This window comes from Sphingobacterium sp. SGR-19 (assembly GCF_011043555.1).
Classification (GTDB): domain Bacteria; phylum Bacteroidota; class Bacteroidia; order Sphingobacteriales; family Sphingobacteriaceae; genus Sphingobacterium.
On record NZ_JAAKGS010000002.1, the window covers coordinates 388746 to 413698 of the forward strand.

Consider the following 24953-nt stretch of genomic DNA (forward strand, 5'->3'; position numbering starts at 1 on the left):
TTTAAATTAGACGGATGAAATTAAAATACATAATATTAGGTGGATTATTGTGCGTTGGAGGCGGGCTTCAAGCGCAGGTTTTACCCTACAAAAATAGTCAATTGCCTATCGAAGACCGGGTTCAGGATCTAATAGGACGGATGACGGTGGAAGAAAAAGTAGGACAGCTTTCGAAGCTACTGGGCTGGGAGATGTATGAGAAAGATGAGGCAGGCATACGTGTTAGCGATAAATTAAAAGACGCAGTTAAAAAACAGCACATCGGACTCCTTTGGGCTACTTTGCGCGCCGACCCGTGGACACAAAAAACGCTGGAAAATGGATTAAATCCAGAGGAGGCCGCGAAAGCGACGAATGCGATACAGCGCTATATGGTAGATAGTACGCGCCTGGGAATTCCGTTACTTTTATCGGAAGAAGCCCCGCACGGTCACATGGCCATCGGTGCTACGGTGTTTCCTACGGCGATCGGACAAGCAAGCACGTGGAACCCGCGGCTAATTGAACGAATGGCATCGGTTATTGCACGGGAGACTTATGCAGTTGGAGGAAAGAATGGTTATGGGCCTGTGCTGGATTTGGCGCAAGACCCGCGTTGGTCGCGAACGGAAGAGTCTTATGGTGAGGATCCTTATCTGGTTGGGCAGATGGGGAAAGCTATGGTAAAGGGATTCCAAGGCGAGATCGCAGGAGACGAGGATAAAATAATAGCTACGCTGAAACACTTTGTCGCTTATGGTGTTCCGGAGGGTGGTCATAATGGAGGTAGTGTAAGTGTCGGCGAAAGGGCTTTGCTTCAGAGCTTTTTACCTCCATTTGAACAGGCGGTAAAAGCCGGTGCGGGATCCGTAATGACAGCTTATAATTCGATTGACGGAGTCCCTTGTTCTTCGAATCCTTGGTTGTTAGATGAAATTCTGAGGAAGCAATGGGGCTTTAAAGGATTCGTGGTATCGGATCTGCTGAGTATTTCCGGTCTGACCGGTAGCCATGCCACCGCAGGGGATGCGGTTGACGCGGCAAAACAAAGCATAGAAGCCGGGTTGGACGTGGATTTGAGTGGTTCGGGTTTCGGAATGAACTTATTGGAAGCGGTGAAATCAGGACAGGTCGATATACAGGACGTGGATAAAGCTGTCTCGCGTTTGTTATACCAGAAATTTGCTTTGGGTCTTTTTGAAAAGCCTTATGTAGATGAAAATCTAGTGAAACAGAAGGTGGGCACTTCGGAACACATCGCTATGGCGAGACAGGTTGCCCGGGAGGCTATTGTCTTGTTAAAGAATGAATCTAATCTTTTACCACTGAGCAAGTCCTTGGATCGGGTCGCGGTAATCGGACCCAATGCGGATAATATATATAACCAACTAGGCGACTACACGGCGCCGCAGGCAACGGAAAAGATAAAAACGGTATTGGAAGGCGTGCGTGCTGCGGTGTCTAAAAATACCTATGTAGATTACGTTAAAGGCTGCGCTATTCGCGATACGAGTGCTACGGATATCGCTTCTGCTGTAAAGGCTGTAAATTCGGCTGATGTTGCGGTTGTGGTATTGGGTGGTTCGAGCGCGCGGGATTTTAAAACTTCTTATCAGGCCACGGGAGCCGCTCACGTCGAAAGTGCGGCACCGTCTGTCAGTGATATGGAAAGTGGGGAGGGGTTTGACCGGGCGACACTGGATTTACTTGGAGATCAGTTACCTTTGCTGCAGGCCATCGTGGCTACGGGTAAACCAGTTGTTTTAGTGACTATCATGGGAAGGCCTTTGAACCTGAATTGGGCGGCAGAACATGTTCCTGCGATTATCAACGCTTGGTATCCGGGACAGGAGGGGGGAATGGCCATTGCAGATGTGCTGTTTGGCGACTATAATCCGGCAGGCAGGTTGCCGATTTCGGTCGCACGTTCTGTTGGGCAGCTGCCCGTATATTACAATCAGCTGAAACCAAAGCACCACGATTATGTGGAGATCGATGCAAAACCGTTATATCCTTTTGGATACGGTTTAAGCTACACTGAGTTTGCCTACGATAACCTACAGGTGGAGATCAAAGAAGGGGATGATGACTTTACATGTTCTATCCGATTCGATGTGAAGAATGTCGGGGATCGCGACGGAGAGGAAGTGGCGCAACTCTATATAGTCGATGAGGTAAGCAGTGTGGTTACGCCCGTCAAACAACTGAAAGGTTTTTCTCGTCAGTCGATAAAAAGGGGAGAAACCCAGCCATTTATTTTTGAACTGACGAAGGCGGATCTGAAGTTGTGGGGAGCTGACCGGAAATGGAAAACGGAGAAGGGAAGGTTTAAGGTACTTGTGGGACCATCCTCGGATAATATGCTGTTGATGGAGAGGTTCGAGTTGGAAAGGGATTATACGTTTTAATGGGGCGCTTGCATTATTTATGAGCAGCAGATAATTGTAGTTGCCCCGAGCGAGACGATGTACGCTTGGGGCAACTTTGCTTATTTTGCGATCAATTGGATCACGCTGGCATAAGTTAACGGAGTTTCAGAAGTTTCAACGACTAGTATACTCCTGTTTTTAGCCCATTTTACTTTTCCTTTATAGCCTAAGATTTTTACATTTTTTACCTCAAAATTGTCTGGTATGGTGAACTGGAATGTTTTCGGTTGCTGATAATCTTTGTCTTCAGAAAGGTGAAATACATTTACCGTTTTATAATCTTTACTGCGCGTGTAATAATAATCTCCTTCATGGTAAGGAGCAACTGCACGGGTAGCATAAATAGCGGATTCATTAATAGTGACCCAAGAAGATAGCTCTTGTAAACGGTCATATGCCGCTTGATCAAAGTCGCCATTAGGTCCCGGAGCAATATTCAACAGATAGTTTCCGCCACGGGATATAATTTTGACCAATGTTTCTATGATTTTCTGGGTGGGTTTGTACTGGTCGTTCGGGACATAGGAAAATGAATTACCCATGGTGATGCAGCTTTCCCACGGGATATCGAGCGGATGTTCTGGTATCGCCTGCTCTGGAGTGACGTAGTTTTCCCATTCGCCAGGCACCGTACGGTCGACAACGATGATTCCCGGCTGGTTATTACGCGCCATATTTCCGATCTTATCCATGTCAATGTCTTGTTCCACTTTAATGGTGCGTTGCCATTCAACACTTTGATCTATTGTCTTGAATGGTCTTACCCATCCGCCATCTAACCAGAGTATATCAACTTTGCCATAATTAGACGTTAACTCGCTTATCTGGTTATAGGTGAATGTTTTGTATTTCTCCCAGCGTTCGGGATACTTTAACGGGTCGTAGTTGACGTTACGGTCTTTTGGTGGGAAATAGGGCCACCAGTAAAATTCGGTGTGCCAGTCGGGCTTAGAAAAATAAGCGCCAATCTTAAAACCTTCATTTCTAAATGTGGAGAAGATTTCCTTGGTGACATCTGCTTTTGGGCTTGTGGAGAACGGTGTATTCGGCGACGTGATTTTGTAATCAGACTCTTTCGTGTCAAACATGGCAAAACCATCGTGATGTTTCGTCGTAAAGACGACGTATTTCATTCCAGCCGCTTTAGCCGCATCCGCCCATTTTCGAGGATTGAAATCAACTGGATTGAACGTTTTTTGTAAATTCTCATAATTCTTCACATATTCAAAATAGGTTTCCCCATGTTCGGGTTTACGCTGGGTCCAGCCCTCGTCTTCTGGACAAAGGCTCCAGCTTTCCACAATACCCCATTGGCTATAGGTCCCCCAATGCATAAAGAGACCAAATTTCAAATCTTGCCAAGTTTTCAAGTTTTCAAGAACAGCGGGGTCGGTAGGCTTTTGGTAGCCTGCGGATACGTTGTGTTCCTGGGCTTGAGAAATAAAGATTGCTCCAGAAAGTAAGATAGTATTGAAAAATATTTTCTTCATCATTATTGTGTATATAGGTATAAAAGAAAAGCCACAAGGCAGTGGCTTTTCTAAAAGTCTATACAAAGTTATTTTACATCCCAGAATATCTTCGTATCGCGGGTATCTTTAGCTCGCACTTCCGAATAATGTGGATTGTACGCTGTTTCTACACTTGGATATACCAAGCGATTGGCAGGCGTTGAAAATCCTTGCAATTTACCTGTAGTAGGGAACGTCAATTGAGGGTATTTTGTCCGACGGTATTCCGACCATGCCTGTGGCGATTGAAGGAAACCAAAATGTGCCCATTTCTGCGTCCAGATTTTCGCTAATTTATCGGTAGCCGATCCCTCATAACGGACATGGGAATCTGCAATAAATGCGTTTACAGCTGTTGCAGATGGATTCGGTTCTTTGGGATACTCCCGGGAGGTATTGGTATTATGTAAATAGTAGTAAAAGGTAACCGACTGTCTCAGTCCAGTTTCGTATGCCGTTTTCGCTTTATCTTCACTTCCCCAACGCTGCTCTGCTTCAGCTTTGAGATAGTTAACCTCTGAGGCTGTCATCAAAATACCAGGTAATTGTGCATTTAATAGAAAAGTAGTTGTATCCCAGGTAGAATACAGTCGCCAATCCCGGTCCTGTACGGCTTGTGTAGTCGTTACAGGCATAGCTTTATACTCTTTGTTGGGAATAAACTTGTTATCCACTAAGTCTCCAAATTTATCAAACAAAATTGGAATCCGCGGATCATTTGCTGGCAGCATGACCGTGTTCAAAAGATAGTCAGGAGCTGAATACTCTCTCCCTTCTGTTAATGCATTGTTCAATGTAAGCACGTTGTCGGTCAACTGATGAATCAAAACATCTGTACTTGCAGGGCTATAGGTTGATGAATTATCTCCGTCGATAAGCGGATAATCTGTTGGATTATTCAACATCTCCATCACCTTTTGTTGTGCTGATGGCTCATCGTAAAAGGACATACGCATCAAAAGGCGCATCTTCAACGAGTTTGCGAATCGTCGCCACCGATCAGTATCGCCTGTCAACATAATATCATAACTGCTAAATGCTTGGGTAGCTTCAGCAGTTGAAAAGTACGCGGCTGCATCGGTCAAATCAGTAATAAAACTTTCGTATAGTTCAACCTGATTATCAAACTTCGCGTTGTTTATAACGTCATTTGTTTGCAAACTTCCCGCCTCTGAATAAGGGATATCTCCCCACATGTCCACCATTTGTGCAGCATGCCATATCAGCACAGTTTTTCCTGCCTGCATAAAACTATCATATTGCTCCATAGACGAGGCATCGTTTTCACGGTATGCTTTTTCCATGAGACGATAAAGGGCCATCGCGCCGTTAAGCGTAATATCTCTATCGTTGTCTCGGTTTGTATGGTAAAACTCTTTCCAGAAGGATCCCAAATATCCGTCGTTGTGTTGGTATGACGTATTGGAATTACTGAAGGTATTTGTTTGACTGAAAATCCCGGGCTGTTGTATCAAAAATGTCCGTACATTATAGTATTGTGGTTTCACTTTTTCATTATTCAACATTGATGCGAAAAATGCAGGAATGCTCGCCTGGTCTGTACGTTCCGGATCATTAAATTTTTCTTCAAGTTGTTTCTGGCAAGAAGAAAAAGCGATGCCTGTTATTAAGGCGATTATTATATAATACTTCTTCATAATCTTCAATATTAAAAACTTGCGTGTAATGATAATCCAAAGCTTCTGGTAGCGGCTACGGAACCTTCATCGATTCCTTGTCTGTACCACATTCCTCCCACAGGAGCTTCCGGATCTAGATTTTCCAATGTCCTCCAGAAGTAGAATAAATTTCTTCCCACTACATTAATACGGAGATTGCTTATTTTCATTCTTTCAGTAACGTTGTTTGGTACTCGATATCCCAAAGACAATTCCCGTAATTTGATATAACTATTATCAAAGATTGCGGCGTCCTTACCGTTCAAGGCGTTTGCACCCCATTGATAGCTGTTGTTATAATATGCGCCGGCGGAGATAATCTTATCATTCGGCTCGCCGGTATTCTGATTAACACCTTCCAGCAAAACCCCATCGTCATACGTTTTCCCATTTTCTTCATAAGTTAATCCGCCATTTGCTGCATCGCGGTATTTCATGGTACTTTCAAACTGCCCAGTCCCTATGCCGTACTTCAATGGTGTCGAAATCATCTGTCCGCCAAAGCGGAAGTCGGTCATGACATCAAGCGAGAAATTTTTATAGCTAAAACTATTCGAGAAACCTCCCACTACCTTCGGAAGTATATTCCCAGCTTTGACATATTGTGAATTATCTATCACATAATAGCCATCATCACTAATGACAAAATTGCCGTTAGCGTCTTTCATGCGATCATAGATGTAAACATTGCCCAATGTCTCGCCTGCTTGTGCAACGAGCTTTATACCGTTCGCTTCTGCATTATAGAAGTTCAACTCATCTAATCCTTCTGTCAACGACTCCAACCGTGATCTATTGAACGCAAAGTTGACGCGGGTATTCCATCGAAAGTTTCCATCTATCGGCGTCCCATCCAAAGCTAATTCGAAACCATAATTACGTAATTCTCCAACGTTCATAATCTGTCTGGCAGCCCCATTGGAAGCAGCGACATCTAACTGCAAAATAACGTCTTTAATCAAGTTGTTATAATAACTTGCGTCGACACCCAATCTTCCATTAAAGAATCGCGATTCCAAACCAAACTCCGCTTCATGCTTCATTTCGGGCTTCAACTCCAAATTGCCATAACTTTCTCCAATGGAAAGCGCAGGTAGCGAACCATTAATTGATTGTAATGATTTTTGCGTATAAAGAACATTTGCCTCATAAAACGGAGGAGCGTTCCCCACAACACCATAAGATGCGCGGAGTTTACCGAAATCCCAAAATGCAGGTTTATTATCCCATAGTTCCGTAAATATAAAACTCGTGTTTACCGACGGGTAAAAATAGTTGTTATTCTTAGGAGGCAAGGACGAAGCATATTCTTGGCGTGCTGTACCTTCTAAATACAAGAGGTTTTTATAACTTAGATTTAAAATTCCTAGAAAACCATATTTCAACAATTCTTTACGTGAGGCGTTGGTGGTTAATGGGCTAAACGAGTTATTTAAGGAAAACCAGTTTTCACTCACCAGGCCTTGGTATGTACTGGACCATTGATCACGGAACATTTCTTGACGGCCTGTAAACCCCCCGCTCACACTAAAATCGAAATCGTTGCCTAATTTATCTTCATAACTTACAAGGGCATCGCCATAAAGAATGTTGTAAACGCCTTTATCCACGCGAAATCCACCCGTACTCACGGCCTCGTTAAATTCAACGGGATACTCGCTGTGTTCTCTATTCTCTATATTTATCACAGATAAGTCGTTTCCCAAGCGCCCTTTAAACTTCAGGTTACCAACGATATCCCAATTTAACGCTGCACTGGTGATAAACCGATTCTCTGTTTCTATATTTCGATTTTTTAATGTACTCCAGAAAAAGTTCAATAAATCTGGGCGCATATTGTATACGAATGCTTCATCTGGATTTCTCTCCGTCCGATCGTAAGGTACCCATTTGAAGCCTTCACTTGTCTGATATTTATTCAACATGGCTGATACGTCTTCAGCACGACTAAAGAAACCGTCATAACCTGCTAGTACCCTATTCATCATAAATGGCCGATTAATTGTTTTGGTATTGACGTAGTTAACGATAATATCCGTATTTAACTTTTCATGAAGTTTCACATTGCTGTTGAGATTAAAGGTGTTTTTTTGCAAATTGGAACCACGTTGAATACCATTATAGTCCAGTCGCGTATAGGACAATCGGTAGTTAATATTGTCTGTTTGATTGGAAATGGACAAGTTTGCATTGGAACTATGTCCGCTTCTAAAGATATCTTTGTAATTGTCCGGGTAGGCGACGAAAGGACGAATGGAGCCATCCCACCAGATTACTTCCTGTCCTTCCATTTTTGGCCCAAAGTTGGAGTATGCTCTGAAGTTTGGACGATATCCCGAAGGTGAATTGCTATCTGGTATCCAACCATCCTCTGTTGCTCCGACAGCAAGGTTAGTCTCTCTGTCGTATCCGGGACCGTAAATGTTCTGGAATTTTGGTGTAAACGCTGCGTTTTCAATTGTTCCTGTATAGTTAAAGTCGATGCCTAAGCCTCTGTCCCGGTTCCCTTTCTTTGTAGTTATCACAATCGCTCCGTTAGCGGCATCCGATCCATATAGGGCTGTCGCGCTAGCTCCTTTTAGTACCGTTAGGTTTTCAATATCTGACGGATTAATATCCAATACACCATTTCCACGAATACGTTGGTCACTCCAGTACCCGTCATTATTCGAGCCTTGAGTACCGTTTTGATTATCATTTCTAATAATGACGCCATCCACGACATATAAAGGTTGGGAACCATAGCTGATCGAGTTGATGCCCCGTATCTGTACATTTACGGCGCTAGACGCACCACCAGGGGCTGTTGTAATTTTAACCCCCGCTGCTTTACCATACATCGCCGACGCAAAGTTGGTCGCTCCAGCTTGTGTAATTTCTTCCGCAGAGATTGTACTTGCGGCATATCCCAAAGCGCGTTGTTCTCTTTTTATGCCGAAAGAAGTAACAACCACTTCATCTATAGCCGTAGCGTCTTTCTCTAGCGTAATGTCGTGCTTAGGGCCTGAAATCGTTACTTCTTTGGTGATGTAGCCGATCGCCGAGAATCTTAATTTGGAACCATTGGCCGCCCGGACAGTATAACTGCCTTCCGTATCGGTTTGTGCCCCTTCCGTAGTCCCCACGACCGCCACCGTAACACCGGCGAGTGCCCCGTTTGCATCCGTTACTCTCCCCGTAACGGTCTGCTGTGCAAATAACGTCGTTACGCTAAGTAGCGTAATCAGCGCTAAACTGCAGCATTGTCTGTAAAGTTTGCTCATAGTTTTGCTTTAGTTAATTGTTTATGTTGTGTGTTGTCCCACCGCATGCGCTGCACTGCTATGCAGGCCGATGCAAGCAATTGGACGTCGTTAATTTCCGATATCTGTATGGTCGTGCATTTTGCCAAGCGCGGTATGCAGTATTCTTGTATGGAAGACTGGATTTGTGGCAATAATACATCGCCAAACATGGCGCCCTTTCCGCTGATCACGATGGTTTCTGGGTTTAGAATATGAATAAGCGTTGCTATCCCTTTCCCCAGCATGTATGCTATTCTTCTGATAGCAATAATAGTTACTTGGTCCCCCTTTATGTAAGCTTCACGAACATCTTCTAAGGTAAGGTTACGGCGCTCGTTATATATTTTTTCAAGTGAAGAACGCTGTCCGTCTTCTATGGCCTCTATGATGTATTCAATGGCACATAATAAAGAGGCTGCTACCTCCAGACAACCCTTTTTACCGCACGAACAAAGCTTGTCTTCATCAGCTAAAGGTATATGACTGAATTCACCAGCGAACCCGCTGTGTCCCTTAAAGAGCTTGCCATCGACGATCATACCCAGCCCAACGCCCCAATTTAAATTCACAACCAGGGCATTTTCAGCTTCTTTTATTAAGCCAAAATTCTTTTCGGCAATCGCAATGCTGGCCGAATCGTTTTCAAGATAAGTAGGGATTCCAAAGTGTGACTGAATATTTTCCCTGAGGTTATACAGTGGAGACTTTGATGGAAAAGAACTGTTAATACCTTTTTTTGAATCCACGAAACCCGGCATGGTAATGCCAATGCTTAAGACTTTATTTTTGGGGAATTCAGAAACGGCGGTGGTTAAGGAATCAACTATTTTGGTATACGTATCTGGATCATCCCATAGATGGCTCGTTACTTTCTTAATGGGCAGAAGTTGCTGGTTAGCGAGATTAACGACAGTGATGTTCGTGGCGTACTGATCCATCGCTACAACAACAATACACCCCTGTTTATCGGCGTTCAAAATAAAATGCATCGCACGTCGTCCGCCGGTGGAGGCTCGAAGTCCGCAACTTACTATCAACTCATCTTCAATAAGTTCATTGATTGCTTTTGTAATAAGTGGAATACTCTTTCCGGTCCAATCGCTCAATTCTGCAATGGACTGATTCGGAGAAAAATATAATGCCCGTAAAATCGCAAGTTTTAGGCTATTCATGGTCTCATAACTATTATGTCGGCTTTTTAACTTAATTATTTATTAATCGTAAATATATAGGTATTTAATATTAAAATCAAAATACTTTTTAAATATTTTTTTAAGTATGTGTTTTAAGCTTGTTTTTTACATAAACATTTGCTGTATTGTAACAAAGTTGTGGTCAGATAAGAGGATATTTGGCTTATTTCATAGCTTAGCTTTCATATAAAATCTAAATGTTGATGACAAAACAACGTTATTATTCCCTTGATGTATTCAGAGGAGCGACCGTGGCCCTCATGATTTTGGTCAATAACCCTGGAACTTGGGCTCACATGTTCGCACCTTTAAAGCATGCGGCTTGGCATGGTTGTACGCCCACGGATTTGGTGTTTCCATTCTTTTTATTTGCTGTTGGAAATGCGATGGCGTTTGTGATTCCCAGATTACAAGATGCGGGACAGACCGTATTTTGGCGGAAAGTGATAAAAAGAACGTTATTGATTTTTGCCATAGGCCTATTTTTAAACTGGTGGCCATTTGTGCAATGGGTAGGGGATGATCTGCGGTTCCGGGAGTGGGTAGATTCAGGTAATGAGCAGCGTGGTGTCCGTATATTCGGTGTTTTGCAACGTATCGCCGTGTCTTATTTTTTTGCGTCTATGTTGGTTTATTTTTTTAAACCAAAAAGTTTAGTTTACCTATCCGCTTTGATATTGTTGGGTTATTGGGGGCTTTGTGCATTTCTAGGAGAGGGAGATCCATATTCGCTGGAAGGATGGTTTGGGACGGCTATCGACAAGCAAGTATTGGGTGTTGCCCATATGTACAAGGGGGAAGGAGTGCCGTTTGATCCCGAGGGCCTAGTAAGCACTATTCCTGCTATCGTGCAAGTGGTTTTTGGTTATTTGGCGGGAGCGTTTATTCGAAAACAGGGGCAAGTCGATTGGCTGTGGGCGAAAGTACCTAAGACAACAGAGGCTCATTTCAAGTTGTTGGCTGGATTTATGGTGACGGGATTTATTCTTTTGGTATTGGGTTGGTGTTGGTCCCTAGGCTTCCCTATTAATAAGAAGATATGGACGAGTCCTTATGTACTTTATACGACGGGGTTGGGCATCCTTTCCTTAGGTGTCATGATTTGGTTTATTGAAGTACAGAACATTAAGAATGCTTTGACTAGATTTTTTGATGTATTTGGAAAAAACCCGCTCTTTATTTTTGTGCTTAGCGGCTTGTTGCCGCGGTTTTTAGGGTTGTTTCGGATTTCTGACGGTGTTTCTGCAGAAGGCGTACCACAGTATTTAACGGCTTTGTCCTGGTTTTACAAATATGTTTGTGCGGAAATTCCAGGGCCGCCAGAATTAGGATCATTTGTTTATTCTCTTTGTTTTTTGGGAGTCATGTGGGGAATCTGCTACATCTTAGATAAGAAAAAAATATACATTAAGGTGTAATGGGTTTTGAGTTTTCCCTTTTTAATTTCTATCTTTGCAGCCGTTTAATAGTTTTTTTAACGCTTTAATATTATTCAAGAAATGTATTTAAGTAAAGAGTACAAAGCTGATATCTTCGCAGAATTTGCGGGCTCAGCAACAAACACTGGTTCTACAGAAGGCCAAGTAGCTTTATTCACTAAAAGAATTGCTCATTTAACGGAGCATTTGAAAAAAAACAGAAAAGATTTTAACACACAACGTTCCCTACAGTTATTAGTAGGTAAGCGTCGTTCATTATTAGCTTATCTGCACAAAAAAGATATCGAACGCTACCGTGCTATTATCAAAGCATTGAGCTTGCGTGATATCATCAAAAAGTAAGCTTTTAGGAAATTAAAGAAAAGCCGTTTGCGATTGCGAACGGCTTTTTTTATTAAAATTATAAAAAGTTTTTTTCTGCACCTTTTTTAGAAAAAAGAGTGCGCAAAAAATCGTCGCTTCATTGTATAGCCCCACCCTTAACCACTAATGCCACATATAAAATTTTGAATTTGTAGAAATATTATTGTCGTACTACCCCGCTATTCAAAATTTTAAAGTGGGCGTTTTTTTGCTTCCTTTTTTTGCGGAAAAAAAAGGAAGAACGAAATTATTATTACCTTTGTAATGATTTTAAAGGTCTATAAATAAGATGACATACGAAGAATAGTAAAAAGATGAACCCGTATGTCGAATTAAATTACAAATGAGTTATAACGAAAAGAAAGTTACGATCGACTTGGGCAATGGATTAGCCCCGATCGAATTGTCTACTGGCAAATTAGCAAAGCAAGCTGATGGTTCAGTAGTGTTGAAGCAAGGAAATACGATGTTGTTGGCAACGGTAGTGTCGGCAAAAGAACCGAAAGAAGGTGTGGATTTTCTTCCACTTTCGGTTGATTACCAAGAAAAATATGCAGCTACAGGTCGTATCCCTGGCGGTTTCTTACGTCGCGAGGCAAAACTATCGGACTATGAAGTCTTGATTTCACGTTTGGTGGATAGAGCGCTACGTCCTTTATTTCCCGAAACATATCATGCAGACACACAAGTCATGATTTCCTTGATTTCCGCTGATAAAGATATTATGCCGGATGCGTTAGCTGGTTTGGCAGCATCGGCTGCCCTAGCAGTTTCCGATATCCCTTTCAATGGCCCTATCTCGGAAGTACGCGTTGCAAAGGTTAATGGCGAATTGATTATTAACCCTGGTTTATCTGCGTTGGAAAATGCCACATTAGAATATATCGTGGCGGGTTCTGCACAAGACATCGTCATGGTGGAAGGAGAATCAAAAGAAATTTCCGAAGCGGAGATGGTGCAAGCTATTGCTTTTGCTCATGAGGCTATAAAAAAGCAAGTCGCTGCGCAAATAGAATTGGCTAATTTGGTTGGCGTTAGTGTAAAACGTGATGGTAACCATGAACCTTCGAACCTTGATTTGCGTGATGCTGTTTTTGCGGCAACTTATGATAAGGTTTATGCGATAGCGAAATCTGGGTCTTCAAAACATGAGCGTTCAGACAGGTTTGCGGAAATAGGTGAAGAGTTTTTTACCACATTGGGCGAGGAGATTGACGAAGAAACAAAATTTTTAGCGAAGAAATACTATCACGATGTCCAGTACGAGGCTGTCCGGAATTTAATATTGGACGAAGGAATCCGTTTGGATGGCCGTGACGCACGTACCGTCCGTCCGATATGGTCTGAAGTAGATTATCTGCCGGCGGCGCACGGATCGGCTGTTTTTACTCGTGGAGAGACACAATCATTGACATCTGTTACACTCGGTGCGAAAGATGATGAACAGATGATCGATGGTGCGTTCATTCATGGATATAACAAGTTTATTTTGCATTATAATTTCCCCGCATTTTCTACGGGCGAGGTACGTCCAAATCGTGGGCCGGGTCGCCGTGAAGTAGGACATGGTAACTTAGCTATGCGTTCGCTGAAACAGGTACTTCCTGCAGATAGTGATAATCCATATACGATTCGGGTGGTTTCTGATATTTTGGAGTCGAACGGTTCGTCTTCTATGGCTACCGTATGTGCAGGCACTTTAGCGCTAATGGATGCGGGTGTGAAATTAAAAGCACCAGTCTCAGGTATCGCTATGGGGCTTATTACCGACGAAAAAACAGGTAAATATGCTATCCTTTCGGATATTTTGGGGGATGAGGATCACTTGGGCGATATGGACTTCAAAGTAACGGGTACGGAGAACGGTATTGTCGCTTGTCAAATGGACTTGAAGATTAACGGATTGAAGTGGGAAGTGTTGACGCAAGCTTTAGACCAGGCGAAAGAGGCTCGTTTACATATCTTGAGTGAGATGAAAAAAACGCTTGCCACGCCTCGTGAAGATTATAAACCACACGCTCCGCGTATTGTATCTTTTACAATCGACAAAGAGTTTATCGGTGCTATTATCGGGCCGGGTGGAAAGATTATTCAGGAAATGCAGCGTGAAACAGGTTCGACTATCTCTATTGAGGAAGTTGACGGTAAAGGTATCGTGCAGGTATTTGCAGATGACAAAGCGTCTATTGATGCAGCTGTTTCGCGTATCAAAGCCATTGTTGCTAAACCAGAAGTTGGAGAGGTATATGAGGGTAAAGTAAAATCGATTATGCCTTTTGGTGCATTTGTGGAAATTATGCCGGGTAAAGATGGCTTGTTGCATATCTCTGAAATTGAGTGGAGGCGGTTAGAAACTATGGAGGGTGTGTTGAAAGAGGGGGATATAGTAAAAGTTAAATTGTTAGATATTGATAAGCAAGGGAAACTAAAATTATCCCGTAAGGCATTGTTACCTCGTCCGCCGAGAGAAGATAAGCCTAAATCAGAAACAGAGATGAAGGATGCGCCGAAAGCATAAAATTGTTGTCTTTTATTAACAAAAGGAAAGGGCTGTCAATTTGACAGCCCTTTCCTTTTGTTAAACTTCGTTAAAGCATAATGACTGATTCTATCTTCGATACCTTTTTATAATAATCGATCACATCTTCCGCATTGTTTACAAACGTTTCTACGGTAATAGATTTATACTTTCCGCCGGACGACTCTTTTTCTGAAAACTTTGTGCTATCGTGTGTAAATAGCTGTTTTACATTATCCTCCGCATTGTTTTTAGCATTTACTATAAATTTGAAAGTATATATAGAGGGAAACTGTTCGACGGAATTTAACTTTGCACGGAAGTTGTCATAGAATTCTGTTGAGTTATTGCCTCCATTATCAGGAAGGTCTTGAAGATGAATATCATTATTAAATTTACTCATTATTTTTTTCTCCTTTGTTATACTTTATCAATAAGTGTACCACGGCGTATGGAAAATTTTTAGTAGATTGGAATCCGTTATGGCAACTAAAAAACGGATTTCGATTAGCGATATAGCAAAAGCAATGGGGACATCCATTACCACGGTGTCTTTTATCTTGAATGGCAAAGCTAAAGAAAGAAGAATCAGCGATGCGTTGAATAAACGGGTGTTGGATTATGTTAAAAAAATAGGCTATAAGCCAAGCCAGTTGATAAGAAAACCTGCAGGACGAACTAAAGTGCTCGCGTTATTATTGGAAAATATTACCGATCCGCTGTTTTCAGAAGTAGGTAGGCACATCGAGAAAATGGGTGCTGCATCGGGATATCACGTTCTCTATTTTGATACATCAAACGATGCAAATAAAACGATGCAACATATTCAATTATGTATAGAGAAGGAGTTTGATGGACTGATCCTTGTTCCGCCGGAAGATTTCGAAGAAGCAGCCGATAAGACGAAACAACATATTCCCATGGTACTGTTCGACCGATTCCTACCAACAGTCAAAACGAGTTATGTGGTTTCAGATAACAGACGAGGAGCCTATGATGCAACTAAACACCTATTGGAACAGGAAAACAAACGGGTAGGTCTAGTCTCTTTGTATTCTAATCAAACACATATACGGAGCCGGCTGGACGGTTATATGGATGCTATGGACGAATTTCGGATGCAACCTTTTATTCGAAAACTGAGCGCTGAAAGTCCGATGCGTGAGATGGAGGAACAGATGGTAGAGTTTATTGGGGATAATAAACTAGATGCTGTATTATTTGCCAACCATCATCTAGCCATTAACGGAATGAAAGCTATCGACGGACAGGTTGCTGTTTTGCCGCGAATAGTAGCTTTTGACGACCACGCACTTTTTACGCTCCACTCGCCAGCCGTTTCTGTGGTAGCACAAAATGCGGAACAAATAGCCGAGGAACTGATGCGAACATTGACCTTGGAAATCGAAGGAAAGCTGAAAGAAGCGCGTGGCGTGCTTGTTCCTTCCATGTTAGTTATACGTGAATCGTCTATTTCTTAGCAGGTATAAATTTCATGGATAATGAATTCACACAATGTCGCGTGTTTTTGGACGTAAATCGTTCTCCTTCGAATACATGGCCAAGATGAGCGTCGCATTTAGCACATAGAATTTCTATACGTCGGCCATCGGCGTCGAGAATACGCTTTACTGCGCCTGGAATCTCATCGTCAAAACTTGGCCAGCCACAATGTGACTCAAATTTGTCGTGCGAACGATATAAAGGCGCGTCGCACCGTTTGCATATATATGTTCCCTCTTCCTTATTATTAAGCAGTTCGCCAGTAAACGGTCTTTCTGTGCCTTTATGTACAATGACGTATTCTTCTTCAGGTGTAAGCTTATTATATTTTATACTGTCTGCCATAGTTTTAAAAGTTGATATTTGTTCGCTGTTTGTCTGATATACGGATGCCTGGCTACAAGCATATATCGTAGCAGCTAGTAACAATAAAAATATCCGACCATCAAACATGGAATCTAAGTTCGCGAACTTTCCTTATAATTTTGTTTTATATATGTCAAGAATTTTCCTTTTTAGGTTATCTTAACCGGAAAACTTACCGACGTTGGAATGGGGGAATTGCCCATTTTTATGGGGTTTTTTCCATTTGTTTAGAATGGTTTTAAATTATTAATTTGCGTCATTAAATTGTCACTGATTGCTTAAATAGTTATACTTTTGTGCATTGTTTGGAGGGTTTAAACCACTTAGACGAGTATTTTAAAAGTTTTATATCATAAATAAATAGTATAAAGTGCTAAATATGAGAAATATCTCATCCGTTTTGGGAAGACTTGCAAAGACCGTATCAGTTGGAATGATGTTGTTCTTTGCCGTTACAATGGCGCATGCGCAGGATGTTAAGGAAGGGGAGACCCTTTTCAAATCGAAATGTACAACTTGTCACAGTGTGACGAGAAACATGGTAGGTCCAGCGTTGGCGGGAATGTCAGAAAGGCATTCGGAAGAGTGGTTGATATCCTGGATTCATAATTCGCAGGCTTTGATTGCATCGGGTGATGAAACAGCGGTGCAGCTTTTTAATGATTGGAACAAATTGGTAATGACCTCTTTTACTGATTTGTCTGACGATCAAATCAGAAGTATTATTGCTTACGTGGAAGCTGAGGAAGCAAAAGCTGCAGAAGGTGGCGGTGATGCTGGTGCCGGTGGTGCTGGCGCTGCACAATCAGATGACGCAAATACATTGATGATTCTTGGTTTGGTTGCTATTGTTGTTTTAGCAGTTGTTGTAATCGTCGTTTTAAATCGCGTTATCCGTACATTGGAAAAGGTGATTGCTAATAACCAGGCTGCAATAGATGCTGCACAAGCGGAGAATGAGGAATTTGAGGAGAATCGTTTCGGTAAGTTTGCAAGGGCTTTTGTCCGTAATAAAAAGCTTGTAGGTTTTGCTGTTTTGATGTTGGTCGCATTTTTAGGTGTGTGGGGATGGAATACGATGTGGAATGTAGGTGTTCATACGGGATATCAACCAGTACAACCTATTAAATTCTCTCATCAAATTCATGCGGGCGTTAATCAGATTGAATGTCAATATTGCCATGGGGGAGCATATAAATCGAAGAATGCTTCTATTCCTTCGGCTAATGTATGTATGAACTGTCATAATACGGTTACTGCAGCAGATCATTATGATGGCGAGACTTCTCCAGAAATTGCAAAAATATATAGAGCATTGGATTATGATCCGGCTACACGGGAGTATGGCGATAATCCAAAACCTATTGAGTGGGTACGGATTCACAATTTGCCTGACTTTGCTTACTTCAACCACTCGCAACACGTATCCGTTGCCGGTGTAGAATGTCAAACATGTCACGGGCCGATAGAGACAATGGAAGAGGTTTATCAGTACTCTCCTTTAACCATGAAATGGTGTGTGGATTGTCATAAGACAACAGAAGTAGATGCTAACAATGAATACTACGACCAGTTGATCGAAGCACACGAGAAATTGAAGAAGGGTGAGAAGATGACTGCTGCAATGATTGGTGGTTTGGAGTGTGGTAAGTGTCACTATTAATAATTAATTTAGAAATACGCAATCTTATATACAGCTTAAATGGATAGCAATAAAAAATATTGGAAAGGTTTGGAAGAATTGCAACAAACACCTGCGTTCGTAGAGAACAATAAGGGGGAGTTTGCTGAACCTATTCCTGTAGAAGATGTATTAAATGAAGCAGGTTTAAGCACGAGAACACCTCGTCGTGACTTTTTGAAAGCTTTAGGATTCGGTTTAGGGGCTGTAACGTTGGCAGCGTGTAATCGTACACCTGTCCATAAAGCGGTGCCGTATGTAATCAAACCAGAGGAAGTAACACCGGGTATCCCGAACTATTATGCTTCTTCTTTTAATGGTCAGAGTGTATTGGTAAGAACTCGTGAAGGGCGTCCGATCTCTCTTACTGCAAATCCAAATTCTATCGGCTTAAACCAAGGTACAGACGCAACTACCGCAGCTGTAGTCTTGGATTTGTACGATATGTCCAAATTGCAAAACCCGCAATTGGATGGTAAGGATGTAGATTGGTCTACCTTAGATGCAACGGTAATAGATGCGTTGAATAAGGCTGCAGCAGCAGGAAAGCAAATTGCGATTGTATCGAATACCGTAAATAGTCCATCGGCATTGGCTGCCATTGCCGCATTTGTAGCCAAATATCCTACCGCCGCACACGTACAAGTTGATGCGGTATCTTACAGCGGTATTATAGAAGCTAATAGAGCAAGTTTCGGAAAAGCTGTTATACCTTCTTACCACTTCGCACATGCTAATGTCGTGGTCTCGGTAGCGGCTGACTTTTTAGGTTCTTGGTTAGCGGGTGAAGAACATACACAAGATTACATTCAGAATCGTGATTACAAATCATTGAAAAATGGTAAAATGTCACGTCATATTCAGTTTGAATCGGGACTGAGCATGACCGGTTCTAATGCAGATGTGCGTATCGCTATCAAACCTTCTGAAGAAGGTGCGGTATTGGTTTCGCTATATAATGCAATTACCGGACAGTCTTTAGCTGGCGGTGTTTCCAATAAAAAGGCGCAGACGGCAATTGCTCTTGCGGCGAAAGAGTTGACCAACAACAGAGGAAATGCTGTTGTGGTTGCGGGATCTAACGATGTCAATAACCAACTTTTGGCGAATGCTATCAACAGTGCTTTGGGTGCTTACGGAGCCATTATCGATTTAGATAATTACTCAAAGCAATACCAAGGTTCTGATGCAGCATTCCAGCAGTTCTTGTCAACGGCCGCTGCGGGGCAGATAGGTGCAGCTTTATTTTTAAACAGTAATCCTGTTTATGATTACTTTAAAGCGGAAGATGTAACCAATGCACTTTCCAAAATAGATTTCACACTTTCTTTTGCTGATCGTGCTGATGAAACAGCATCCACATTGAAAGCAATCGCTCCGGCTTCTAGCTTTTTAGAATCATGGGGTGACGCTTCTGCTAAAGAAGGATACTTTACGATTATACAGCCAACTATCAATCCTGTTTTCAATACGCGTCAGGCGGAGCAAAGCTTGTTGGTTTGGGCAGGTGACAATACCAATATCTATGATTTCGTAAGAAAGAATTGGGAAGAAAACATTCTTGCCGGTACAGGTAAGTCATGGAATGATGTTTTACAAACGGGCTTTATCTATAAAGGTTCGTCGGTAGGATCTTCTTATACGGCTAATGTTGATATTAGCGCAGTAGTAAATGCTATAGGCGCCACTGCGAAAGCTATCGCGGGCGATTTCGAATTAAAGTTATACGAATCTACCGTCATGCGTGATGGTCGTTATGCGAACAACGCATTTTTGCAAGAGCTACCTGATCCTGTTTCTAAAGTGACTTGGGACAACTATGCAGCATTGAATCCACGTGATGCAGAGAAGCTAGGCCTAAGCGAAAATGGTAAGGTAACTGTAGAGGCAAATGGCTATACGGTAGAGCTACCTGTTGTATGGCAACCGGGGCAGGCTTTAGGTACGGTTTCGATCGCTGTTGGTTATGGTCGTACAAAGGTAGGTAAAGCAGGTAATAACGTAGGACAGAACGCCTATCCATTCGCACGTTTGGTGAATGGTACTGTTCAATTTGAAGTGAAAGCTACTGTTGTAAAAGCAGGTGGCACCTACGAATTGGCGCAAACCCAAACACATCATACTATTGAAGGTCGTAACATTATTCGTGAAACGACATTTGCCAAATATTTGAAAGATCCGAATTCGGAATCTGGTCGTTTTGCCGATTCTCATAAAACGTATGACTTGTGGAACAAATTTGAATCTCCGGGTCATAAATGGGTCATGGCAATCGACTTGAATGCTTGTACAGGATGTGGTTCTTGTATCGTGGCTTGTAGTGTAGAAAACAACGTACCTGTTGTTGGTAGAGACGAGGTTCGCCGTCGTCGTGAGATGCACTGGTTGCGTATCGATCGCTACTATACATTAGAGCAAGAAGATGGTTCGAAGTTAACGAAAGAGAAAGAAATAGCGAAAGCTACGGATTACGATTACGAGAACGTTACGGTTGTTCACCAGCCGATGTTATGTCAGCACTGTGATCACGCACCTTGTGAAACTGTATGTCCTGTCCTAGCTACGGTTCACTCGTCAGAAGGTCTTAACCACATGGCTTACAACCGCTGTTTCGGTACACGTTATTGTGCGAACAACTGTCCATATAAAGTGCGCCGCTTCAACTGGTTCAACTACTGGAATGATTCCCGTTTCGATAATTATCTGAACAATGAATTTACCCAATTGGTGTTGAATCCGGATGTTACTACACGCTCACGTGGGGTTATGGAAAAATGTTCGATGTGTATCCAACGTATCCAAGGTGGTAAATTACAAGCGAAGATGGAAAACCGCAAGTTGAGAGATGGCGACGTGAAAATGGCTTGTCAGGAAGCTTGTTCGGCGAATGCTATCATCTTCGGTGATGTTAACGATCCGGAATCAGAGGTTTCAAAAGCTTTACGTAACGAACGTGTATACTATGTGTTAGAAGAAATCAACGTTCAGCCTAACATTGGTTATATGACGAAAGTTAGAAACACATTTGAAGCGTAATTTTATTCTAATCTGAAATAAAAAAACTATGTCATCGCATAACGAATCAATATTAAGAGAACCATTAGTAACCGGCAAGAATATCACTTATGCTAAAGTGACAGATGATATCTTGCTTCCGGTTGAAAATAAACCAAACAAAGCGTGGTGGATCGGTTTTATTGTAGCCGCTCTAGGAGCAATGTTGTGGGTAGTGAGTGTAGGGTATACGTTTTGGACAGGGATCGGCGCTTGGGGTCTGAATAAGACGGTAGGTTGGGCATGGGATATCACCGACTTCGTATGGTGGGTAGGTATCGGTCACGCCGGAACGTTGATTTCTGCCGTATTGTTACTTTTCCGTCAGAACTGGCGTAACTCCATTAACCGTTCCGCAGAGGCGATGACCATTTTCGCCGTTATCTGTGCCGCTACGTATGTTGTCGCGCACATGGGACGACCTTGGTTGGCATACTGGATCTTCCCATTGCCGAACCAGTTTGGATCCCTTTGGGTAAACTTTAACTCTCCGTTGGTATGGGATGCGTTTGCAATCTCTACTTATTTCACGGTGTCATTAGTGTTCTGGTATTGCGGTCTTTTACCCGATATTGCATCTGTACGTGACCGTGCTACAGGCCTTAAACAAAAAGTTTATAAAGTCTTATCATTCGGATGGAATGGTTCGGTTAAAACATGGCAACGTTTTGAAATCGTTTCCTTGATTTTAGCAGGTATTTCTACTCCACTTGTACTTTCGGTACACACGATTGTATCCATGGACTTTGCTACTTCGGTGATTCCGGGATGGCATACGACTATCTTTCCGCCGTATTTCGTTGCGGGTGCGATTTTCTCCGGCTTTGCGATGGTACAGACGCTCTTGCTGATTCTCCGTAAGGTGATGAACTTTGAGGATTATATTACCATGTTCCACATCGAATCGATGAATAAGATTATCATGGTGACGGGTTCCATTGTAGGTATCGCTTACTTGACCGAGTTGTTTATCGCATGGTATTCGGGTTCGGAATACGAGATGTATGCTTTTGCAAACCGTATTGCCGGTCCTTACGCTTGGGCGTATTGGGCGATGATGACGTGTAACGTAATCTCACCGCAGTTGTTCTGGTTTAAGAAAATCCGTACCAGTATTCCTATTTCTTGGATATTATCTATCGTAGTGAACATAGGGATGTGGTTTGAGCGTTTTGTCATTATCGTGACCTCCTTACATCGTGATTATCTACCGTCTTCATGGGCGATGTTTTATCCAACATGGGTTGACGTGGGGATTTTCGTCGGATCCATTGGTTTGTTCTTCACGCTATTCTTGTTATTCCTGCGTTTCTTACCGGGTATCGCTATCGCAGAGGTGAAGTTGTTATTGAAATCCGCAAGTTTGCAGCAGAAAACGAAGTTAGTGCAAGAGGGAGCATTCCCAGAGGAACAGGTGAAATTCTTCCAAAACTCATTAGATAAGTACGATACCGTTTCAGAAGAAGACATTAAGGCATTAGACGTTAGAAAATAATAAGCAATGAGCAATACAAAATATATATTAGGTAGTTTTGCCGATCCCGATGAAATGATGCACGGTATCGACAAGTTGCAGGCAAACAATATCAGCATATATGATTGTTTCACGCCGATGCCTATCCATGGGATAGAGGCTAAATTGGGTGTTAAGCCCTCTCGTTTACCTATTGCCGCATTTTGTTTTGGCGCTTTGGGTACTTGTTTAGGTTTTAGCTTGTTGTATTATACAATGGCACATGATTGGCCAATGAATATCGGCGGTAAACCATCACTGCCGTTGCCTAACTTTGTGCCGGTTACATTCGAGGTGACGATTTTACTTTGTGCCTTGGGAATGGTGGCAACTTTCTTTTTCCGTAACCATCTGTTTCCAGGACGTTCACCTCGTGTGATGGACCTGAGAGCTTCGGATGATCGTTTTATTATCGCAATAGATGCTCATGAAAATGCAGACCATGCGCTAATCGAGTCTTTATTGAAAGATGCCGGTGCAGTCGAAGTTAAATACAATGAAAGAAAATATGTTAGCTATGAATAAGAAGAATTTTCTTGGATCTGTATGCGCCGCATTTGCTTTGGCGGCGGTAGTTTCCAGCTGTGGCGATGGAAAGACGCGTAGTACAGGATGGGAATTCTCCAGAAATATGTATGATCCGATTGCCTATAATCCGGATCAACCCAATAATAATTTTAAAAATAAAATGACGGCACAGATACCGCCGGAAAATACGACGCCGATTGGTTTTGAACGTTTTGAATTTGATAATTCGTTAGAGGAGTACGAACGTGCAGGCAGAGAATTGACCAATCCGTTAGCAATTACGGAAGCGAACTTAGCCAAAGGAGACGCTTTGTATCACACCTATTGCGCTGTATGTCATGGTAAAGATGGGAAAGGCGACGGTCCGATAACGCAAGACCGTTCGGTAGAGGACTCACGTGGTTCTCGTCAGTTGGAGAACTTTCCGCCTCCGCCATCATATCAAAAGTCAGACGGTGCGAATTCTTCTCGCGGTGGGGCGATGAGTGAATTGACAGCTGGTAAAATTTACCATACGATTTATTATGGTCACAACTCCATGGGATCTCATGCGTCGCAGTTGTCGCCGGAGGAACGTTGGCAGGTTGTCATGTATGTACAGGAATTACAAAAAAAATAATCTAACATCAATATAGTAAATGGGAACTCACAATCATCATCACGATTATAATTTCGGCGAAAAATTTCAATTCGCTGGTATCGGTAAGATACTCAGCTTAGTTGGAATTGCTGTAGGGGTTGTAGCTGTCGCTATGGGCCTTATGTCAAGTGACCATATTATGGTTGAACGTACATACGCTAACCTATTATTGATGGGTTATTATTTCACTTGTGTATGTGCCGCGGGAGCGTTTTTCTTAGCGTTGCAATTTGTTACGCAGTCGGGTTGGTCAGCTGGTTTAATCCGTATTCCGCAGGCAATGGCTAGTGTACTGCCAATAGCAGCAATTATTTTGTTTGTTATTGTAGGTTTAGGATTGTTTACACATAATTTATATCACCATTGGCATGCTGATGGATTAATGGATGAAAATAGTCCAAACTATGACGCATTGGTGGCGGGTAAACAAGCATTTTTGAATGTCCCTGGATTTCTGATCCGCCAGATTTTGTTCATGGGGTCATATAGTATCTTTGCTTTTATTTTGGCTAAGTTGTCTTACAAGGAGGATTTAGAAGGTGGATTGAACTCGTATAAGAAAAGCTTTAAATTGTCCGCAATTTTCTTGGTTATTTTCGGCTTTACAACACCTATCTGGTCTTTCGATACGGTGATGTCCTTAGAAGCACACTGGTTTTCTACTATGTTTGGCTGGTATAACTTCGCTGCCATGTGGGTTAGTGGATTGGCTGCGATTATTATTATCTTAGTATTGGTAAGAAAGGCCGGCTACTTAGCTTGGGTAAATGAAAACCACTTGCATGATTTGGGCAAATTGTTGTTTGGTTTCTCCATCTTTTGGACGTATGTTTGGTTTGCTCAGTTTATGTTGATATGGTATTCTAACATTCCAGAGGAGACCGTATATTTTTACAAGAGATGGGAACCGGAGTACAAGCCTTGGTTCTGGTTGAATGTTATTATTAACTTTTTAGCACCGTTGTTGCTTTTGATGGATCGTGATGTGAAGCGTAAGGAGGGAATGATGTTATTTGTGGCCATCTTGTTATTGTGCGGACACTGGTTAGATTATTATATCATGATTATGCCAGGAACCGTTGAGAATCACCGTGGATTTGGATTTATTGAGATCGGAACAGCTATCGGTTTTGTTGGTTTGTTTACGTTTCTCGTGATGAGCAAGTTAAGTAAACATGCGTTAGCGCCAAAGAATCATCCATTCTTGGAGGAAAGTTTACATCATCAGATATAGTTTCTAGTCATTGCATAATAATACGTTTAAACGTTTTAA

17 protein-coding genes are annotated in these 24953 nt (G+C 42.3%); 11 read left to right on the top strand and 6 right to left on the bottom strand.

Annotated features, from left to right (window positions below; translation table 11 throughout):
• Window positions 1-14 precede the first annotated feature (14 nt).
• Window positions 15-2387 (top strand): glycoside hydrolase family 3 N-terminal domain-containing protein, encoded by a 2373-nt coding sequence (locus G5B43_RS05260; protein WP_165293665.1) that lies wholly within the window; start codon window positions 15-17, stop codon window positions 2385-2387.
• Between the two features lie 80 nt (window positions 2388-2467).
• Here the strand turns inward: G5B43_RS05260 and G5B43_RS05265 are convergent, their stop codons facing one another.
• From G5B43_RS05265 to G5B43_RS05280, 4 genes are all read right to left on the bottom strand, one after another.
• The gene (locus G5B43_RS05265; protein WP_165293666.1) at window positions 2468-3901 is read right to left on the bottom strand and encodes an alpha-L-fucosidase; all 1434 of its coding nucleotides are present in this window, start codon (window positions 3899-3901) and stop codon (window positions 2468-2470) included.
• A 65-nt stretch (window positions 3902-3966) separates the two neighbouring features.
• Complete coding sequence (locus G5B43_RS05270; protein WP_165293667.1) at window positions 3967-5577, bottom strand: SusD/RagB family nutrient-binding outer membrane lipoprotein; 1611 nt, start codon at window positions 5575-5577, stop codon at window positions 3967-3969.
• An 11-nt stretch (window positions 5578-5588) separates the two neighbouring features.
• Window positions 5589-8861, bottom strand: a complete 3273-nt coding sequence (locus G5B43_RS05275) for a SusC/RagA family TonB-linked outer membrane protein (protein ID WP_165293668.1) — start codon at window positions 8859-8861, stop codon at window positions 5589-5591.
• On the bottom strand, window positions 8858-10054 hold the full coding sequence (locus G5B43_RS05280) for an ROK family transcriptional regulator (RefSeq protein WP_165293669.1): 1197 nt from the start codon (window positions 10052-10054) through the stop codon (window positions 8858-8860). The genes G5B43_RS05275 and G5B43_RS05280 overlap by 4 nt, the downstream gene beginning before the upstream one ends.
• A 224-nt stretch (window positions 10055-10278) precedes the next feature.
• Here G5B43_RS05280 and G5B43_RS05285 point away from each other — a divergent pair, with 224 nt between their 5' ends.
• The 3 genes from G5B43_RS05285 to pnp all read left to right on the top strand — a co-directional run bounded on the left by G5B43_RS05285 (window position 10279) and on the right by pnp (window position 14395).
• Window positions 10279-11493, top strand: coding sequence for an acyltransferase family protein (locus G5B43_RS05285; protein ID WP_165293670.1), 1215 nt, complete (start codon window positions 10279-10281; stop codon window positions 11491-11493).
• An 81-nt stretch (window positions 11494-11574) separates the two neighbouring features.
• Complete coding sequence (gene rpsO / locus G5B43_RS05290) at window positions 11575-11856, top strand: 30S ribosomal protein S15 (protein ID WP_105714973.1); 282 nt, start codon at window positions 11575-11577, stop codon at window positions 11854-11856.
• 364 nt (window positions 11857-12220) lie between these two features.
• Entirely contained in the window at window positions 12221-14395 is a 2175-nt protein-coding gene (pnp, locus tag G5B43_RS05295) for a polyribonucleotide nucleotidyltransferase (RefSeq protein WP_165293671.1), read from the top strand.
• A gap of 70 nt (window positions 14396-14465) precedes the next feature.
• On the opposite strand, the gene G5B43_RS05300 is transcribed toward pnp, so the two are convergent.
• A complete protein-coding gene (locus tag G5B43_RS05300; protein ID WP_165293672.1) occupies window positions 14466-14798 on the bottom strand; it encodes a DUF493 domain-containing protein in 333 nt (110 codons plus the stop codon).
• 79 nt (window positions 14799-14877) lie between these two features.
• Here G5B43_RS05300 and G5B43_RS05305 point away from each other — a divergent pair, with 79 nt between their 5' ends.
• On the top strand, window positions 14878-15876 hold the full coding sequence (locus tag G5B43_RS05305) for a LacI family DNA-binding transcriptional regulator (protein WP_165293673.1): 999 nt from the start codon (window positions 14878-14880) through the stop codon (window positions 15874-15876).
• Here the strand turns inward: G5B43_RS05305 and G5B43_RS05310 are convergent.
• Complete coding sequence (locus tag G5B43_RS05310) at window positions 15866-16351, bottom strand: methionine-R-sulfoxide reductase (RefSeq protein WP_165293674.1); 486 nt, start codon at window positions 16349-16351, stop codon at window positions 15866-15868. The genes G5B43_RS05305 and G5B43_RS05310 overlap by 11 nt on opposite strands.
• A gap of 292 nt (window positions 16352-16643) precedes the next feature.
• On the opposite strand from G5B43_RS05310, the gene G5B43_RS05315 reads away from it, so the two are divergent.
• From G5B43_RS05315 to G5B43_RS05340, 6 genes are read left to right on the top strand one after another with little or no spacing between them, the layout of a single operon-like run.
• Window positions 16644-17927 carry a cytochrome c3 family protein gene (locus G5B43_RS05315; protein WP_165293675.1) on the top strand — a complete coding sequence of 428 codons (1284 nt, stop codon included), beginning with the start codon at window positions 16644-16646 and terminating at the stop codon, window positions 17925-17927.
• A gap of 39 nt (window positions 17928-17966) precedes the next feature.
• Window positions 17967-20981, top strand: a complete 3015-nt coding sequence (locus G5B43_RS05320) for a TAT-variant-translocated molybdopterin oxidoreductase (RefSeq protein ID WP_165293676.1) — start codon at window positions 17967-17969, stop codon at window positions 20979-20981.
• A 28-nt stretch (window positions 20982-21009) separates the two neighbouring features.
• Window positions 21010-22494, top strand: a complete 1485-nt coding sequence (nrfD, locus tag G5B43_RS05325) for an NrfD/PsrC family molybdoenzyme membrane anchor subunit (RefSeq protein ID WP_165293677.1) — start codon at window positions 21010-21012, stop codon at window positions 22492-22494.
• Window positions 22495-22500: 6 nt separating this feature from the next.
• On the top strand, window positions 22501-23037 hold the full coding sequence (locus G5B43_RS05330; protein ID WP_165293678.1) for a DUF3341 domain-containing protein: 537 nt from the start codon (window positions 22501-22503) through the stop codon (window positions 23035-23037).
• The gene (locus G5B43_RS05335; RefSeq protein ID WP_317167470.1) at window positions 23030-23659 is read left to right on the top strand and encodes a cytochrome c; all 630 of its coding nucleotides are present in this window, start codon (window positions 23030-23032) and stop codon (window positions 23657-23659) included. The genes G5B43_RS05330 and G5B43_RS05335 overlap by 8 nt, the downstream gene beginning before the upstream one ends.
• Before the next feature lie 19 nt (window positions 23660-23678).
• Window positions 23679-24914 carry a quinol:cytochrome C oxidoreductase gene (locus G5B43_RS05340; RefSeq protein ID WP_165293680.1) on the top strand — a complete coding sequence of 412 codons (1236 nt, stop codon included), beginning with the start codon at window positions 23679-23681 and terminating at the stop codon, window positions 24912-24914.
• The last annotated feature ends 39 nt before the right edge of the window (window positions 24915-24953 follow it).

Bases quoted from the DNA above. Each gene is read 5' to 3' on its own strand.
- G5B43_RS05305 (WP_165293673.1), top strand. From the start codon at position 14,878: ATGGCAACTAAAAAACGGATTTCGATTAGCGATATAGCAAAAGCAATG.
- G5B43_RS05315 (WP_165293675.1), top strand. From the start codon at position 16,644: ATGAGAAATATCTCATCCGTTTTGGGAAGACTTGCAAAGACCGTATCA.
- G5B43_RS05260 (WP_165293665.1), top strand. From the start codon at position 15: ATGAAATTAAAATACATAATATTAGGTGGATTATTGTGCGTTGGAGGC.
- rpsO (WP_105714973.1), top strand. From the start codon at position 11,575: ATGTATTTAAGTAAAGAGTACAAAGCTGATATCTTCGCAGAATTTGCG.
- G5B43_RS05310 (WP_165293674.1), bottom strand. From the start codon at position 16,351: ATGTTTGATGGTCGGATATTTTTATTGTTACTAGCTGCTACGATATAT.
- G5B43_RS05320 (WP_165293676.1), top strand. From the start codon at position 17,967: ATGGATAGCAATAAAAAATATTGGAAAGGTTTGGAAGAATTGCAACAA.
- G5B43_RS05270 (WP_165293667.1), bottom strand. From the start codon at position 5,577: ATGAAGAAGTATTATATAATAATCGCCTTAATAACAGGCATCGCTTTT.
- G5B43_RS05275 (WP_165293668.1), bottom strand. From the start codon at position 8,861: ATGAGCAAACTTTACAGACAATGCTGCAGTTTAGCGCTGATTACGCTA.
- G5B43_RS05330 (WP_165293678.1), top strand. From the start codon at position 22,501: ATGAGCAATACAAAATATATATTAGGTAGTTTTGCCGATCCCGATGAA.
- G5B43_RS05335 (WP_317167470.1), top strand. From the start codon at position 23,030: ATGAATAAGAAGAATTTTCTTGGATCTGTATGCGCCGCATTTGCTTTG.
- pnp (WP_165293671.1), top strand. From the start codon at position 12,221: ATGAGTTATAACGAAAAGAAAGTTACGATCGACTTGGGCAATGGATTA.
- G5B43_RS05285 (WP_165293670.1), top strand. From the start codon at position 10,279: ATGACAAAACAACGTTATTATTCCCTTGATGTATTCAGAGGAGCGACC.
- G5B43_RS05340 (WP_165293680.1), top strand. From the start codon at position 23,679: ATGGGAACTCACAATCATCATCACGATTATAATTTCGGCGAAAAATTT.
- G5B43_RS05265 (WP_165293666.1), bottom strand. From the start codon at position 3,901: ATGATGAAGAAAATATTTTTCAATACTATCTTACTTTCTGGAGCAATC.
- G5B43_RS05280 (WP_165293669.1), bottom strand. From the start codon at position 10,054: ATGAATAGCCTAAAACTTGCGATTTTACGGGCATTATATTTTTCTCCG.
- G5B43_RS05300 (WP_165293672.1), bottom strand. From the start codon at position 14,798: ATGAGTAAATTTAATAATGATATTCATCTTCAAGACCTTCCTGATAAT.
- nrfD (WP_165293677.1), top strand. From the start codon at position 21,010: ATGTCATCGCATAACGAATCAATATTAAGAGAACCATTAGTAACCGGC.